Origin of the sequence: Wansuia hejianensis, from assembly GCF_014337215.1 — a bacterium.
GTDB lineage: Bacteria > Bacillota > Clostridia > Lachnospirales > Lachnospiraceae > Scatomonas > Scatomonas hejianensis.
This window is the reverse complement of record NZ_CP060635.1, coordinates 3,504,489-3,520,063: the sequence shown is the minus strand read 5'-3', so window position 1 is coordinate 3,520,063 and position 15,575 is coordinate 3,504,489. Positions and strand designations below refer to the sequence as shown.

The 15,575-nt window shown below is 50.5% G+C and carries 12 protein-coding genes and 1 riboswitch; of the genes, 1 reads left to right on the top strand and 11 read right to left on the bottom strand.

The annotated features are described in order from the left end of the window. Positions 1–25: 25 nt before the first annotated feature. The 11 genes from H9Q79_RS16090 to H9Q79_RS16040 form a co-directional block, all read right to left on the bottom strand. Positions 26–1,144 (bottom strand): uroporphyrinogen decarboxylase family protein, encoded by a 1,119-nt coding sequence (locus H9Q79_RS16090; RefSeq protein WP_118644950.1) that lies wholly within the window; start codon positions 1,142–1,144, stop codon positions 26–28. Between the two features lie 18 nt (positions 1,145–1,162). Then, positions 1,163–2,680 (bottom strand): xylulokinase, encoded by a 1,518-nt coding sequence (locus H9Q79_RS16085; RefSeq protein WP_249328728.1) that lies wholly within the window; start codon positions 2,678–2,680, stop codon positions 1,163–1,165. 21 nt (positions 2,681–2,701) lie between these two features. Then, positions 2,702–3,703, bottom strand: a complete 1,002-nt coding sequence (locus H9Q79_RS16080; RefSeq protein ID WP_118644962.1) for a zinc-dependent alcohol dehydrogenase family protein — start codon at positions 3,701–3,703, stop codon at positions 2,702–2,704. 28 nt (positions 3,704–3,731) lie between these two features. After that, positions 3,732–4,784 carry an NAD(P)-dependent alcohol dehydrogenase gene (locus H9Q79_RS16075; protein WP_249328727.1) on the bottom strand — a complete coding sequence of 351 codons (1,053 nt, stop codon included), beginning with the start codon at positions 4,782–4,784 and terminating at the stop codon, positions 3,732–3,734. A 23-nt stretch (positions 4,785–4,807) separates the two neighbouring features. Continuing rightward, positions 4,808–5,791: an ABC transporter permease gene (locus H9Q79_RS16070; RefSeq protein WP_118644968.1), complete on the bottom strand. Its 984-nt coding sequence runs from the start codon at positions 5,789–5,791 to the stop codon at positions 4,808–4,810. A gap of 3 nt (positions 5,792–5,794) precedes the next feature. Next, the gene (locus H9Q79_RS16065) at positions 5,795–7,282 is read right to left on the bottom strand and encodes a sugar ABC transporter ATP-binding protein (protein WP_249328726.1); all 1,488 of its coding nucleotides are present in this window, start codon (positions 7,280–7,282) and stop codon (positions 5,795–5,797) included. A 181-nt stretch (positions 7,283–7,463) separates the two neighbouring features. After that, positions 7,464–8,669, bottom strand: a complete 1,206-nt coding sequence (locus H9Q79_RS16060; RefSeq protein WP_249328725.1) for a sugar ABC transporter substrate-binding protein — start codon at positions 8,667–8,669, stop codon at positions 7,464–7,466. Positions 8,670–9,049: 380 nt separating this feature from the next. After that, the gene (locus H9Q79_RS16055; protein WP_118644977.1) at positions 9,050–10,114 is read right to left on the bottom strand and encodes a LacI family DNA-binding transcriptional regulator; all 1,065 of its coding nucleotides are present in this window, start codon (positions 10,112–10,114) and stop codon (positions 9,050–9,052) included. A gap of 228 nt (positions 10,115–10,342) precedes the next feature. Continuing rightward, positions 10,343–11,098, bottom strand: a complete 756-nt coding sequence (dapB, locus tag H9Q79_RS16050) for a 4-hydroxy-tetrahydrodipicolinate reductase (RefSeq protein WP_118644980.1) — start codon at positions 11,096–11,098, stop codon at positions 10,343–10,345. Positions 11,099–11,108: 10 nt separating this feature from the next. Further along, positions 11,109–11,999, bottom strand: a complete 891-nt coding sequence (dapA, locus tag H9Q79_RS16045) for a 4-hydroxy-tetrahydrodipicolinate synthase (RefSeq protein WP_118644983.1) — start codon at positions 11,997–11,999, stop codon at positions 11,109–11,111. A gap of 80 nt (positions 12,000–12,079) precedes the next feature. After that, positions 12,080–12,251: riboswitch (Lysine riboswitch) on the bottom strand. 52 nt (positions 12,252–12,303) lie between these two features. Continuing rightward, positions 12,304–12,930, bottom strand: coding sequence for a single-stranded DNA-binding protein (locus tag H9Q79_RS16040; protein WP_118644986.1), 627 nt, complete (start codon positions 12,928–12,930; stop codon positions 12,304–12,306). Between the two features lie 729 nt (positions 12,931–13,659). On the opposite strand from H9Q79_RS16040, the gene typA reads away from it, so the two are divergent. Then, on the top strand, positions 13,660–15,486 hold the full coding sequence (typA, locus tag H9Q79_RS16035; protein WP_249328724.1) for a translational GTPase TypA: 1,827 nt from the start codon (positions 13,660–13,662) through the stop codon (positions 15,484–15,486). The last annotated feature ends 89 nt before the right edge of the window (positions 15,487–15,575 follow it).

Below are 15,575 nucleotides of genomic sequence, written 5' to 3'. Positions count from 1 at the left end.
CTTCTCCTGCTCCTCCCGCGCGCTTTCACGCACCGCCGTATTTTTTAGCGGCTTCAAACATCGCAATTATATTTTCTACCGGTATGTCATTCTGGATATGGTTGCAGCTGGTGAGGATATAACCTCCCCGATGGTTCATCGCATCCAGCATTTTCTTCACTTCCTCTTCCACGTCGTCCACAGTCCCTCTCAGAGCCTGCTGGGTGTCCACCCCTCCGTGAAAACAGATGGCGTCGCCGAATTCCCTTTTCAGGTCATAAGGATTCATATCCGCGGCCGCCGTCTGCACCGGATTCAGGATATCCACGCCGCAGGCGATCAGGTTGGGTATGCAGCGTTTGACCGCCCCGCAGCTGTGGAGAAATATCTTCGCCCCCGGCGCCTTCTCTTTGATCATATCATTCAGCCGCTTTCTCCGGGAGAGTATAAACTCTTCCAGGCAGTCCGGCGAAAGCATCAGTGAATGTTGGGTTCCGTAATCGTCTCCTGTTTCCACGATGTCCAAGTAAGGTCCCACCTCGTCCAGCACATAGCCATACCAGTCCAGTTGTACCTCCAGCACTTTTTCCGCCAGAGCATGGGCGAATTCTTCATCTGACAGCATATCCACGAGAAAATTCTGCATGCCCCGGAGCCAGCAGGAAATCTCAAAGATTCCATTCATCGGCGCCCGCAGGGAAACCGCATACTTATTCTGTTCATGCAGCTCCCTGGCCCGTTCCTTCATCCCGCTCAGATCAATCAATTCCTCCGCCCTTGGCCAGGGGTAGCTGTCCAGATCTTCAATCTCCGCTCCCTCCAGCGGATTTTTCACAAATTCCACCCCAAACTGTCCCTGCCTCTGAAGAATTCCCCACTCATTCTGGAAGGTACCGTCAGGAAAGTGGATCGGGAATTTATTTGAAGTCTTTACAAACAGCCGGCGGATATCAATATCAAAATAATCCAGAATTCTCTCATCATAATAACAGCTGTTGCTTCCTTCCCGGAAGGGCTCGATGTTCTCCCGGAACCCCAGATAGTTCTTCAATTTAAAATATACGCCGTCCAGCAGGGAGCAGGCCATGCCTCCCAGGTCCAGGGGAACCCGGTCAACCTCCTGATGGTTCATCGCGCGCATGACTCTTTCCTTCGATGTTAACATCTCTATACCTCCATCCGTTTATAGCACAAATTTTCTGTGTAATTCGCTCATATAGCCGACGATATCCAGGTATTTACCGTATTGAGCGGAGTATCTCTCCGTTTTCTGCCCTTCCGGAAAAACTCTGTCACCATAATATTTCTTACTCATCTTCAGCGCCATTTCGCTCATGTCGCTGTAAATCCCCACTCCGTATCCGGCGATGATCGCCGCTGCCTTATGTGAAGTATCCTTCTGCTTCAGAGGGACAAACGGCATCCCCAGCACATCAGCCTTAACCTGGGTAAATTCTTGGGAACGCGCTCCGCCCGCGCCTGTCAGAACCTCCCGGATCTCCAGCTCCGGAAACAACTCATGGATTCTCTGAAGATAAAATTTATATTCATAAGCAATTGATTCCATAATGGATTTAAACATGTGCTCTCTGCCATGGTAAAATTTCAAACCAAGCCAGTGCCCTGAAAAGCCGGCCTCGCTGGGGCAGATCCGGCCTGCGAAATACGGAAGGAAAAACAGCCCTTCATTTTCCACACCTGCCGCCGCCCTCGCCAGCTCACCGAAAGAATAGCTTCCGTCATAATTGATCTGATCGAAATACCAGCTCATGGTCTCCCCGCCCAGAACAAATCCGAAGGGCGTCCAGAGTCCCGGTATAATAGACCGGGGACAGATCAGAATCTTTTTCTCTGTATCCGGCCTGTATTCACTGACACATGCTGTGAGCACCGAAGCGGTACCCGCTACATCCAGCACCATATTTTTGCGGACAAGTCCTGCGCCCAGGCTGGACGCCGCAGTGTCGCCGCAGCCGGCCACAATGGGGGTTCCTTCCCGCAGTCCGGAACTATCCGCCCATTCCCTGGTAACACAGCCAATCACGTCATAGGGCGCTACAATTTTAGGAAGCTTCTCTTCCGGGAAATCGAACAGTTTCAGCAGTTCCCCGGACCAGACGTTGTGCTCTACATCGGCGAAACAGGTCAGGTGGATATGAGTATAGTCGATATAGGCATCTTCCGCCTTCAGGCCCGCCATACAGCCACAGACATATGTGGAAGCCGGCACGAATTTTTTCACTCTGGCAAACACTTCCGGATGGTTCATCTTCCACCAGTACATCTTCGCTCCCTGGGCTACGATGATTGGGCTGCCGCACAGCTCTATGACCTTGTTCTCGCCCATCTGCTGCATCCGGCGGATCGCTGTTTCACACCTCTTATCCAGACCTGAATCATAAGGAGTCAGGGCTTCCCAGCCATCCCCTATCCCCACGATGCCGGCCATCATCCCCACAACTCCGACCGCTGCGATTCCGGCAGCCGCGTCCGGCCGGCCTTCCAGGACCGCTTTCGTGGACGCCAGGACGCCTGCCAGCAGTTTTTCTGCACTCAGCGTGATTTCGCCGCCGTCACTTTCTGAAAATAAATTTTCGGAAAATCCACATGTAATCACGTTTCCGTCCAGATCCAGCAGGGCTGCCTTGGTACCCTGCGTCCCCAGATCGAGGGATAAAATATATTTTTTTTCTGTCTTCATAGACTTCAATCCTTCATCCTGTCATTTTTGCGGACATAGCACAATTTTCAAAGAACCGGACGGCTTGCCGTTCTCAAGGTAATCTGCCAGCCGTTCCATGGGGACACATTCGCTGATGATATCCTTCACAGAAATTTTCCCGCTGGAAATCATATCAATGGCCTGCGTATACGTATAAACCGCAGTTCTCGTGCCGATATACTCCCAGTCATTGTCATAGATCTGATAGGGGCTGATTGTGACTTCAGCGCTGCTGTCCGCACAGCCAAACTGCAGAATCCTGGCTCTTTTCGCCGCCACCGTGAACATGGCCCCGATGACCTTCGGATTGCCCGTAGCGTCCACTACCACGTCAAACCCTCTCGGAAACTCCTCCTTTGCCTCCGCTGCCGAACCATATACATCTGTTGCGCCCAGAGCTTTCGCCCTCTCCAGGCATTCCCCGTCAATGTCCACTACCGCCAGCCGGCTAATTCCGCCTGTCTTCAGCGCTTTCAGCAGCAACAGGCCCATGGGGCCCGCGCCGAATATGATAGCCCTGCTCCCGTATTCCGGTTTCAGCCGTTTCACTCCGTACAGCACACAGGCAAGAGGTTCAATCATCGCTCCTTCTTCAAAGCTGATATTATCCGGCAGCTCATAGAGCTGGGAAGCCGGCACCGCCACATATTCCGCGAAGGCGCCATTCCTCGTGACGCCGGAAGCCTCTGCGTTTTCACACATATTTTCCTGATCCTTCAGGCAATAATAGCAGTGATGGCAGTAAATATTCGGATCAGCCGTCACCCGCTGTCCCGGCTGCCAGCCGGATACCCTTTCTCCTACGGCTTCGATCACCCCTGAAAATTCGTGTCCCTGAATCAGTGGATATTTCGCCGGATAGGTGCCGTGGTAAATGTGGAAATCAGACCCGCACAGTCCCGCTGCTTCCACCCGGACCAGTACCTCATCCTCTGCCGGGACAGGCTTCGGAACCTCCTGAATGCTTATCTCTTCCTTATCCTTTAACAGTATTGCTTTCATCTTTCCTGCTCCCTTCCGTCACTTCTGCTCACTTCGCGTTCACAATCACAGTTTTCACAGATTCCATCTTATGGTTTAGCGCAAAATCCATGGCTTCCGCCGTTTCTTCCAGTTCAAAGCGTTTCGTGATCACGGCGTCAAAGTCTATTACCCGGGAATCCAAAATCTGGATGGCCAGCGGATAGCTGTTGGCGTACCGGAATACCCCCTTTAAGGTGACTTCCTTATCAATAATATCAAAGATATGGAACTGCACCGCCTCATCCTTCGGAATGCCTACCAGAGAAATCCTGCCGCCCTTCCGCACCAGATCCACAGACATATAATCAGCCACAGGCGCGCCGGAGGTCTCGATGACACAGTCAAACCCTTCTCCGCCCGTAAACCGTTCCACGATTTCTTCTGTCTTCAGCTCTCCGGTATTCACCGTGTGTTTCACATGACAGTGTTCTCTCGCAAACTGCAGCCTGTTTTCCTGAATATCTCCCAGCGTGATATCTGTCACCCCAAAAGCCAACGCCGCCGCCGCTGCCATGATACCGATGGGCCCTCCCCCGAGAATCATCAACCGATCTCCCGGCTTCACCTCCGCCAGCTCACAGGCGTGGATTCCCACGGAAAGCGGCTCCGACAGGCTTGCGACCTCATAGGACATCCGGTCCGGTATCGGAAACACCATATCGGCTCCGATCACCAGATATTCCGCGAAAGCCCCCTTGTTGCCGGGTGTGGACAGGAACCGCACGTCTCCGCACAGGTTATAGTGGCCTGATTTACAATGGCGGCAGCAGCCGCAGGTCTCGCCAGGCTCCACAGCCACCCGGTCCCCGGGCTTTATTCCTGTCACACCTTCTCCCGTCTCCACCACTATCCCGCTGGGCTCATGCCCCAAAATCTGAGGCTCAACCATCTCATAGGTCTTTCCCATCCGGAATTCTTCATAATAATGGACATCCGACCCACAGATCCCCACCGCCTTTATCTGCACGACGACCTCTCCGGGCCCTGCGGACGGCTTTTCCACTTCTTCTATCCGAATGTCTTTTTTCCCATATAAAACTGCTGCACGCATACCAGTCATACAACTTCCTCCAATCAGACTTTTTACGCGGCTTTCTTTTCCCGGAATGAGGAAAGGATCACTGCCGCCACGATGATAATTCCTTTCAGCATCTGCTGCGGATAAGCAGGCACATTGCAGAGGTTCAGAATATTATTGATGATCGCCAGGATAAAGGCTCCGATCAGGACTCCCAGAACATTTCCGGAACCGCCTGATAAGGAAGTGCCTCCCACAACGACCGCTGTGATGCAATCCATTTCCTGTCCGTCTCCGCTGGCCGGCGCCCCCACTCCCAGCCGGGCAGTCAGCACAACCCCGCCGAGCCCTGCCAGAAGGCCTGTATACGCATAAGGCAGTATTTTGTAAAATCCCGTTTTTATTCCGCTCAGCCTGGCCGCCTCTTCATTGCCGCCTATGGCGTAGCAGACACGTCCGAATTTGGAATATTTCACCAGAAGAATTGTAACTATGTAGACGATGATCCAGATCAGCGCGGGGATCGGCAGAAACCCGAATATACGTCCGCCGCCCATGGTTTTGAAGCCGGATACGTTATCAAAATTTGTCCAGAGGATCGTCTTCGCGCTTGTGAACCAGTACGCCAGTCCCCTCGCAAAATACATAGTACCTAAGGTTGTGATAAATGGTGCCACACGCAGCTTAGACACCAGAAGCCCGTTCAAAAGACCCAGCACCAGGCCTACCAGCATCGCCAGCACACTGGCCAGCACCCAGTTCATGGTTTCAATCCACGTCGCCACCATCACGCCCGACACGGCCACGATGGAACCCACAGAAAGGTCAATGCCCCCGGTCAGGAGAATCGTGAACATACCGCAGCTGATAATCATCGTCACCGCCATCTGAAGAAGAAGATTTTCAAAGTTGGCAGAGGTCAGAAATACAGGCGATGCGATGCTGGAAATGATGATAATCAGCACCAGTACCAGAAGCGGGATGACCTGGGCCATTAAAGACTGCTTGAATGCACTTACTGTTTCTCTATTTTCTTTTCTTCCTGCCATGATTTATTCACTCCTATACATCAAACGTATTGTATTTTCACTGGTCATCTCTTCCGGCTCCAGCATGCCCGAAATCCTGCCCTCGCGCATGACCAGAAGTCTGTTGGAAATACCGATCGCCTCTTCCATTTCAGAGGAAATGACGATTACCGCCGTCCCGCTCTTTGCCAGCTCATGGATCAGCTCGTAGATCTCTGCTTTGGCCCCCACGTCAATCCCCTGGGTCGGCTCGTCGAAGATCAATATCCTGGGTTTTGAGGTCAGCGCCTTGGCGACCACGACCTTCTGTTGGTTACCGCCGCTCAGCTGTCTGCACAGCGTGTCTGTAGATGGGGCTTTAATGCGGATCTGCCGCTTCAGCTCCTCTGCGTAGTCCTGTTCCATTTTCCTCCGGACCATGCCCAGATGAAAAAAACGGTCCATGTCACTGTAAGTAATGTTCTCCTTAATAGACCGCTCCGGAACGATCCCTTCCCCCTTCCGGTCCTCCGGTGCCAGGAAAATCCCGTGCCTGATGGCGTCATAGGGCGAATGAATATCTGCTTTTTTGCCCTCAATCAATATCTGGCCGGACTTCAAACGGTCGATCCCATAGATCGCCCTGGCCAGCTCTGTCCGCTTCGATCCCACCAGACCTACGATCCCCAGAATCTCTCCTCTGTGCACTGTGAAGGATATATCGTGAAGATATTCATTCGTAAAATTCTCCACCCGCAGCTCTTCTTCTGTAAACGGCCCCCCGGATTTCGGCGGAAACATGGTCTCCAGCTTTCTGCCCAGCATATGGCTCACCAGATCCTCGTGGGTCAGGTTCTGATTCTCCAGAACGGTAATCATCATCCCGTCGCGCATGACTGCAATTCTGTCGGAGATCTGGAAAATCTCATCCAGCCTGTGGGAAATGTAAATAATCGTGATACCTTCCTTTTGTATCTTGCGGATCATCCGGAACAGGATATCCACCTCGTTGTCTGACAACACCGCAGTAGGCTCATCCAGAATCACCAGCTTCGGCTTCTGCCGCAGCATTTTGACAATCGTAATCAGCTGGCACTCTGCCACGCTGAGATTTTTCATCTTCATGTGAGCGTCAATGCTCAGTCCGTATTCTTCTAAAGATTCCTGAGCCTCCCGGTACATCTTTCCCCAGGATACAAATCCTCTCGATGTGTACTCCGGCTCTCCCATAAATATATTTTCTGCCACGCTCAGCTCCGGCACATATTCCGCCCGCTGATAAGCCTGGCAGATTCCCAGCTTCTTCGCATGAATCGGGGAAGTAATTTCAACAGCCTGACCGTTAAACCGAATCGTTCCGGCGTCTTTTTTATGCGCCCCGGTCAGTATCTTGACCAGCGTACTTTTGCCGGCCCCATTTTCTCCGACCAGCGCCAGAGTTTCTCCCTGATAAACATCCAAATCAATGCTTTTCAACGCGTGGACTGCCTGGAAATATTTTTCAATGCCCTTGAGGCTTAACATTGTGTTCATTTCCGTGTCCTCCTGTTTATGATAGTTCTCCAAGTGCGCTCCGGCTAACCCAAGCGATCCGCCGGAACACTGATCTTCCTCCGTGATAAAGCATGAGCCGTCATAACACACCCTGATATGACAGCCCATACTTTGTGGAACAGCGGAAGCTGTTCCTTCCGTACCCATTCTCTTCCAGCGCTTAGAATGCCGCGTCCGGATCGTATACTTCATCAATATTATCCACGCCGGCTTCAATCGGAGCAAGGCGCAGGATACGTGCTTCCGGAAGGGTTCCGTTCTCCAGATAGGAAAGCACCAGATCTGTTGCGATAATGCCCATACCCACGGGGTCCTGCCCTGCGATAAATTTAACCGCAGTACCGTCCTTCACCGCTTTGAGAGCCGCTTTGTCCCCGTCGCGCCCGCACATGAACATCTCGCTTCTTCCGGCGCGTTCACAGGCTGTTAAAGCTCCCATCAGGAACGGATCGCTGATTGCAAACATAATATCAATATGTTCATTGGCCACCAGCATGTCTTCCGCCATCTGCAGCCCGGCTTCTTCTGTCCATGCGCCGCCATACAGGTGGGAAACCTCTTCCAGCTTGTGATCTTCCTGGATGCTGGCCACGCCGTCCCAGAAACCGTCATAGATTAGCTGTGCCACGGCATTGCCTTCCACTCCGTCGAATACGCCGCAGGTACCTTTTACCTCACCGTAAAGCTCAACCAGATGATTGGCCGCAGCAACGCCGCAGGAGAATCCAAGGGCATAATTATCACTTCCGATAAATGCCAGATAGTTTTCAAAATTCTCATCCAACATACTGTCTACTGCTGCCACCGGGATTCCTGCATCTGCCGCCTTCTGAAGGGCTTCGCTCACACCTGACGGCGGATCTACTACGTTGATGATGATCGCGTCCACGCCCTGAGTGATAAAGTTTTCAATCTGGTTTACCTGTGTCGCCAGATCTGCATCCGCGTCTGAAATCAGGCATTTGCACCCCAAAGATTCTATGTATTTCTGAGTCTCCGTAGGCCCTGCGTAAAAATAAGCGGATCCCATATTGCCTGCCACATAGGCAATCGTATATTCCTTGCTCACATCTCCGCTCAGCTTAAAGCTGTCCCTGGAGATGAAATCTGCCGCTTCCACCGTCTCATAAGACGCGTAGTCTGAAATCAGATCATTTCCTCCTTTAGCCTCACTGCCCGATGTGCCGGATGCTGCGGATGAGGAACTGCTCTTAGACTCCGATGAAGCTGACTGTGCTTCTGTCTTTGCGGAACTCCCGGATGTGCTCGCCGCCTTGCTGCCGGAATCACTATTGCCACACCCTGCCAATGTGCCAGTCAGCATTGCACCTGCCGCCAGTAATGCTACAATCCTTTTTCTTAACATTTTCATACCTCCCAGTATTTAAATAGTTTTCTATTCTTAAATTGCTGTTCCGCTTTCCGGTAAATGCCCCCGCTCACACGTTTCTCTTTCCCATCGCCTGCGAACAAACAATTTAGAACCTTAAAATGAAAGCGTTTTCATCAGTTTCCAAAAAATTTGCATACATCAAGTCTGCTTATGCGGGCGTAATCATTGTATAATTTTCCCATTCAACAGCCGGATATATGCTATTTTTTATATGTTTTTGGTATCTTCTTTTTCTTTAACGCTATAATACTATACTATCTCCATCTTGTCAATATTTTTATTGAAATCGTTTTCATTTCATGCTACCATTCAACACCCCTGCTATTTCATTACTTATACCCACAGGGCATGCATTACGGGGTGCCCTGTGGGTATACCAACTGTGATATCCCAGTCAGGTTCTTTACCGAGTTGCCTGTTTTCAACACTGTCGGCAAAGTCACGGACCGTAAGACTTCCGGATTGCCGAATTCAATATTGTGTATTACAAGCTCCACCGCTTCCTTTGCCATATCCCTCATGGGAAGCGCAACAGTTGTCAGGCGGGGAACCAGAAGCTTCGTATTTTCCTGGCCGTCAAATGCGGAGACGGATATATCATCAGGAATCCTGATTCCTTTCTCCATCAGCGCCATGTAGACACCATGTGCGCAGTATTCGTTCATGCACTGTACGGCTGTGGGCGGGTCATCCAGCTGAAGCAGCTTCAGCGCTGCGGAATATCCCGGATTCTTGTGATTCCCCTCATCGATGACATACTGCTCGCAGATTTCCACCCCATAGTCTGTCATAGCTTTCCGGTATCCCTCAACCCTTTTACCCAGGCTGCCCCGCTCAAACTGATACCCTACAAACGCAATTTTTTTATGCCCGTTTTTTATAAGATTTTCTACGGCAGCATAAATCCCCTGTTTGTTCTCCACGCAAATCCGGTCAACACCCTCTATATCGCCTTCTATAGAGACTACCGCCATGCTGTTCCTCATCTTTCGTATCATCTCATCCGAATCGATTCCCATGCTCAGTATGATTATGCCGGCAACCCTGCGTCGGATCATGTCGTCAATATAATAAGCGATCTTGTCAGGCTCAGAATTAGTGATACAAAGCTGCAGGGAATAGCCTTTCTCACTCAAGAGCGGTTCTATGTAAGTGGTCAGCTCCGCATAATACCCATTGAAAATATCAGGAATCAGCATGCCGATGATCTTATTGCTTTTCATGACCAACCCCCTGGCCATCTCGTTGGGCACATAGTCAACGGACTGGATCACCTGAAGCACCTTTTTGCGTGTTTTTTTACTGACTTTGTCGCTGTCATTTAACACCCTGGAAACCGTTGTAATCGACACGCCTGCCATCCTGGCAATATCATTGATCTTAAATACTTTATTTTCTTCCCCAGAATCCCGTACCATACTTTCTCCATCTCCAATTTATTTTAAAATATAACTAAAATATACCCTCTCTTACTTTTTAACCTTATCATTTAAAATTGAAGTTGTCAATAATATTGAAAACGTTTTCATCCTCCGGACATTGCGGTGCTTGAACACTTGATTTGCTATTTCGCGTACCATATCTGCACTAAAAGAGCCGCCTGCCCTCTCCCCATACGAAATGGCCAGAGTTGACAGGCGGCTTTTTTATCCGATTACATCACTCATGTCATACATCCCGGCAGGCTTACCGGCCAAGAATTTAGCTGCCTCTATCGCTCCTTTTCCAAAAACTGCTTTTGAGTATGCTGTATGCTTAAATTCAATAACCTCATCCGCCCCTGCAAATATGATTTCATGTTCGCCTACGATCGTGCCGCCTCTCACTGCAGATACTCCGATCTCTTTCGGATCTCTCTGCTCATGCCGCTGGCTTCTGTCGTACGTGTAATGATAGCTTCCTTCCATGGCCTCATTCAGGCTGTTGGCAAGGGCAAGGGCCGTTCCGCTCGGCGCATCACATTTCAGCTTGTGATGGCGTTCTACAATCTCCATATCAAATCCCGCGGGCGCCAGAGTCTTCGCTGCGTCCTGGATCAGTTTCAGCAGCATATTGATTCCCAACGACATATTAGCAGACCGGAGAACCGCCACTTCCCTGCTGGCCTCCTGCACTTTGTCAAGCTGCTCCTGTGTCAGCCCGGTCGTACACAGCACCAGAGGAAGCTTTTTCTCCCGGCAATAACCGATCACCTGATCTGCCGCCTTGAAGGAAGAGAAATCAATCATCGCGTCTGCCTCTACACTGCAGTCCTCCAACCTGGTAAATACAGGATAGCCGTTCTCCCGGTTATCCGCAACGTCAATACCTGCTACAATTTCAACCGTATCATCTTCTGCAATCAGCCCTGTGATGACCTGCCCCATATGACCGTTGCAGCCGTGCATTATCACTCTAACCATTTTTATCTCCTTATTGGCATTCAATTCCCATATCCAGCATGGCTTTCCTCAGTTTCTCCTGATTCTCCGGCTCCATCTCATACAGAGGGGCTCGAAGTGGGCCTGCCTCTCTGCCCATCAGATTCAGGGCTGCCTTCACCGGAATCGGGTTCACCTCGCAAAACAGAGCGTTGATGAGCGGCAGCGCCTTCAACTGCATCTCACAGCTCCCTTTCACATCGCCCTCCAGGTATTTCCAGGCCATCTCATGGGTAAATCTGGGCGCCACATTGGCAAGCACAGATATAACTCCTAACCCTCCCAGCGACATAATGGGTACCACCTCGTCATCATTTCCGGAATAAAGCTCGATATCATCACCGGCCAATTGTTTTACTTTAGCGATCTGCGAGATATTGCCGCTGGCTTCTTTGATCCCTACGATGTTTTTCACATTTTTCGCAAGGTATGCGACTGTCTCCGGCAGTATATTGCAGCCAGTCCTGCTCGGCACGTTATAGAGGATGATTGGCAGGCTAACCGCCTCAGCAACCTCTGTAAAATGCTTAATCAGACCCTTCTGCGTCGCCTTATTATAATAAGGGGATACCAAAAGCAGTGCATCCGCCCCGATCTTCTCTGCCTCACTGGACAGATAAATGGCCGTTTCTGTACTGTTGGAGCCTGTTCCGGCAATCACCGGCACTCGTTTCGCCACTTTTTCCACACAAAACCTAATTGCGTCCAGATGTTCCTCATGACTCAGCGTCGAGGATTCTCCAGTGGTTCCGCAGATAACGATCGCGTCAGTTCCCTCCGCGATCTGCATCTCAATCAACTCTCCCAGTTTATCAAAATTCACCTCTTTATTATCCTTCATCGGGGTTACAATTGCAACTGCTGATCCTTTAAAAATAGGCATCTTATCTCCTCCTTATGAATGTAGAAAAGAGGCTACCAAAAAATGGCGCCTCTATATCATACGCATACTCCATGCATACTCAATCAGATAGCTCTCCATCTTTCGATGACAGTCATGAACTTCTTCAGCCCATGCCCAAGAATCAGAATCCAGGCCTCTGACCCTTTCGGCGTCTTCCCCTTTCAGCGGCCTTCGTCTGTGCCTGACACATCCGACCGCCTAATCTTGAAACACGCGACCTCTACCTACTGCTGCTAATTATTTAAGAAGAATATAACATTAAAGCAATGCCTTGTCAAGAACTCTAGTCTACATATTCCAGTTTGCTGACCGACACCTCGTATGCAATTCGTTTTTCTGCCTCTGTCTCGCTGAGCTTTTTCACATACTCACGGCTCTGGATGCGTCCCCAGACCAATACATGTCCGCCCACAGCAAACGCAGAAGCGTACCTGGCATTCCTACCCCAGCAAATGCATGGGATATAATCTGATTTTCCATAGGGCCGGTTGACGGCAATTAACAGATCCGCGATCTCCCGTCCAAGAGGGGTTTTCCGATAGACCGGCGGCTTACATATGTACCCGTCCAGGAAAATCTGATTTGATTTGATAGAGTCATCCTCTTCCTCCACAAAGCTGACCTCCCGTGCAAACACTGAGAGCACCAGCCTGTTCTTCTTTTCTTCGTGTCTGTTATAGGAGCGAAATTGGCCGTAAACCTGAATATACTCCCCTTCATAATCCTGCGTCACGTCGATCAACCGCTCTGAAACCATGACCGGAATCCGGTCTTCAGAATCGCTCAGGCGCTTAACCATCACATCAATCAGGTAGAATCCCTCCCCGAATACCTGATGACTGAACGTAAACTGTGAAACGATTTGTCCCATAATGGACACCTGGTTGTTTTCAATAATCTTATCTGCCATGAATGATAGTTCCCCTTTCCTCTGGTTGGTATTTTGTCTATATCATATGTATGAACCCATACCAGAAAATAGAACTAAAAATTTTGGTTTTGCTTCCAATTGGTCGGGGAAGGGAGGGCGTTTTGGATACCCAGCCTCTCTGGTGATCTAAAACTCTTCACCCAAGTTCTCCGAAAGTGTCATCAGGATGGTTTCAAACAGTAATTACTGGCTTATCGCGGCAGACTGGCGCCAGTATTTCTTTATTAAATATCGAAATCTACCGCCTGAGATTATCGGGGTTCCACCCCTGGCGAGAGCCATTGTACCGTCTGGAACAGCCAGAAAAGCAACGGGGGACCTCCGGCGGCTGCGGCCTGTTGGGCAGACCTCTGCAGGGTTGTTAGTGATTCTTGACTTCCGGAGGCCGCTCTCCAGGGGGCGTCCGCTGTGCCTCATGCACGGCGGGCGAGGGGAACGGAGGATGGAAGGCATCAAGCCTTCCACCGGACTTTCCCCGGTACCCCTGGAGGGTGGCCTCCGGAAGTCTTAGAATCACTTCAACCCGAAGCCCAGTCTGCCTGGCAGGCCGCAGCCGCCGGAGGTCCCCCGCTGCTTTTCGTCCGGGTATCCACCTCCACCTCGCCACAAAACCGTAAGTTTGCAGTTTTTCGGGCATTTCCCCTACACAACCAGAAAAAAGTGTGCTATACTTCTTGAGAAGTTTGTGTATTTGAAAGGACAAAGGTCATGAAAACCAAAAGAGAAGATGTAAGAAATGTTGCCATAATTGCCCACGTTGACCACGGCAAGACGACACTCGTAGACGGACTGTTAAAGCAGAGCGGTGTATTCCGCGAGAATCAGGAAGTCCAGGAGCGTGTGATGGATTCCAATGATATTGAGCGTGAACGCGGTATCACGATTCTTTCCAAAAATACCGCTGTTTTCTATAAAGGCACTAAAATTAACATCATAGATACCCCAGGTCATGCTGATTTTGGCGGCGAGGTGGAACGTGTTCTGAAGATGGTGAACGGCGTCATCCTACTGGTCGACGCGTTTGAGGGCGCCATGCCGCAGACGAAGTTTGTTCTTAAAAAGGCCCTGGAGCTGGACCTTAAGGTGATTGTGTGCATCAACAAGATTGACAGGCCCGAAGCCCGTCCTAATGAGGTCGTAGATGAGGTACTGGAGCTTTTGATGGATCTGGACGCTTCTGATGAGCAGCTGGATTGCCCATTCCTCTATGCTTCAGCAAAAAGAGGCCATGCAATGCTGGATCTGAACGATACTTCCTCTGATATGACTCCTCTCTTTGACGCCATTTTAAAATATATTCCTGCCCCTGAGGGCGACCCGGATGCCGGCACACAGCTGTTAATCAGCACCATTGACTACAATGAGTATGTGGGCCGTATTGGTGTGGGCAAAGTGGATAACGGGAAAATTGCCGTTAACCAGGAAGTCATGCTGATGAACCACCATGATCCGGACAAGAAGAAAAAAGTAAAGATCAGTAAGCTGTATGAATTCGACGGTTTGAATAAAATAGAGGTCCGTGAAGCGACCGTAGGCTCTATTGTTGCCATTTCCGGCATTCCGGACATCCATATCGGCGATACACTCTGCGACCTGGAAAATCCGGAGCCGATCCCCTTCCAGAAGATTTCAGAGCCAACGATCTCAATGAATTTCATGGTAAACGATTCACCTTTGGCAGGCCAGGAGGGAAAATTCGTCACCTCCCGCCACATCCGCGACCGTCTGTTCCGGGAACTGAATACCGACGTGAGCCTGCGGGTAGAAGAGACAGATTCCGCAGACTGCTTCAAGGTTTCAGGCCGTGGGGAATTACACCTTTCCGTGCTGATTGAAAACATGCGGCGTGAGGGTTATGAATTTGCCGTCAGCAAGGCAGAGGTTATATACCATACAGATGAACGCGGCAAGCTTCTCGAGCCTATTGAGCTGGCGTATGTGGATGTTCCGGAGGAATTTTCCGGCACTGTCATTCAGCGGCTCAGCGAACGCAAGGGTGAGCTTCAGGGCATGAGCTTGGGCAGCGACGGTTCTTCCCGTCTGGAATTTTCCATTCCGGCCAGAGGGCTGATCGGATTCCGCGGTAATTTTCTTACTATGACCAAAGGAACCGGCATCATAAATACCATCTTTGATGAATACGCCCCTTATAAGGGGGACATCCAATACAGAAAACAAGGCTCACTGATCGCCTTTGAATCCGGAGAATCCGTGACCTACGGTTTATTTGCCGCCCAGCAGCGCGGCACTCTGTTCATAGGCCCCGGCGAAAGGGTATACGGAGGGATGGTCATCGGCCAGAACGGTAAAGCCGAAGACATTGAACTGAACGTCTGCAAAACCAAACATCTGACCAACACCCGCTCCTCCTCAGCTGATGAAGCCCTGACCCTGACTCCTCCCAAAATACTTTCTCTCGAGGAAGCTCTGGAATTCATTGACAAGGACGAGCTGCTGGAGGTTACACCCAAAAGCCTGAGAATCCGCAAACGGCAGCTGGACTCCAGACTCCGTAAGCGGGAAAGCATGAAATAATTGTACGTAGCAGTGATGCCGGACAGCACAGAATGATCTGCTGTACGGCATCACTGTCTTTATCTTCTTATTCAACTGTCAGGCCAATA

Coding starts and splice junctions, on each gene's coding strand:
- H9Q79_RS16055 (WP_118644977.1), bottom strand. CDS start 10,114: ATGGTACGGGATTCTGGGGAAGAAAATAAAGTATTTAAGATCAATGAT.
- H9Q79_RS16070 (WP_118644968.1), bottom strand. CDS start 5,791: ATGGCAGGAAGAAAAGAAAATAGAGAAACAGTAAGTGCATTCAAGCAG.
- H9Q79_RS16060 (WP_249328725.1), bottom strand. CDS start 8,669: ATGTTAAGAAAAAGGATTGTAGCATTACTGGCGGCAGGTGCAATGCTG.
- H9Q79_RS16085 (WP_249328728.1), bottom strand. CDS start 2,680: ATGAAGACAGAAAAAAAATATATTTTATCCCTCGATCTGGGGACGCAG.
- H9Q79_RS16080 (WP_118644962.1), bottom strand. CDS start 3,703: ATGAAAGCAATACTGTTAAAGGATAAGGAAGAGATAAGCATTCAGGAG.
- H9Q79_RS16040 (WP_118644986.1), bottom strand. CDS start 12,930: ATGGCAGATAAGATTATTGAAAACAACCAGGTGTCCATTATGGGACAA.
- H9Q79_RS16075 (WP_249328727.1), bottom strand. CDS start 4,784: ATGACTGGTATGCGTGCAGCAGTTTTATATGGGAAAAAAGACATTCGG.
- typA (WP_249328724.1), top strand. CDS start 13,660: ATGAAAACCAAAAGAGAAGATGTAAGAAATGTTGCCATAATTGCCCAC.
- H9Q79_RS16090 (WP_118644950.1), bottom strand. CDS start 1,144: ATGTTAACATCGAAGGAAAGAGTCATGCGCGCGATGAACCATCAGGAG.
- dapA (WP_118644983.1), bottom strand. CDS start 11,999: ATGCCTATTTTTAAAGGATCAGCAGTTGCAATTGTAACCCCGATGAAG.
- dapB (WP_118644980.1), bottom strand. CDS start 11,098: ATGGTTAGAGTGATAATGCACGGCTGCAACGGTCATATGGGGCAGGTC.
- H9Q79_RS16065 (WP_249328726.1), bottom strand. CDS start 7,282: ATGAACACAATGTTAAGCCTCAAGGGCATTGAAAAATATTTCCAGGCA.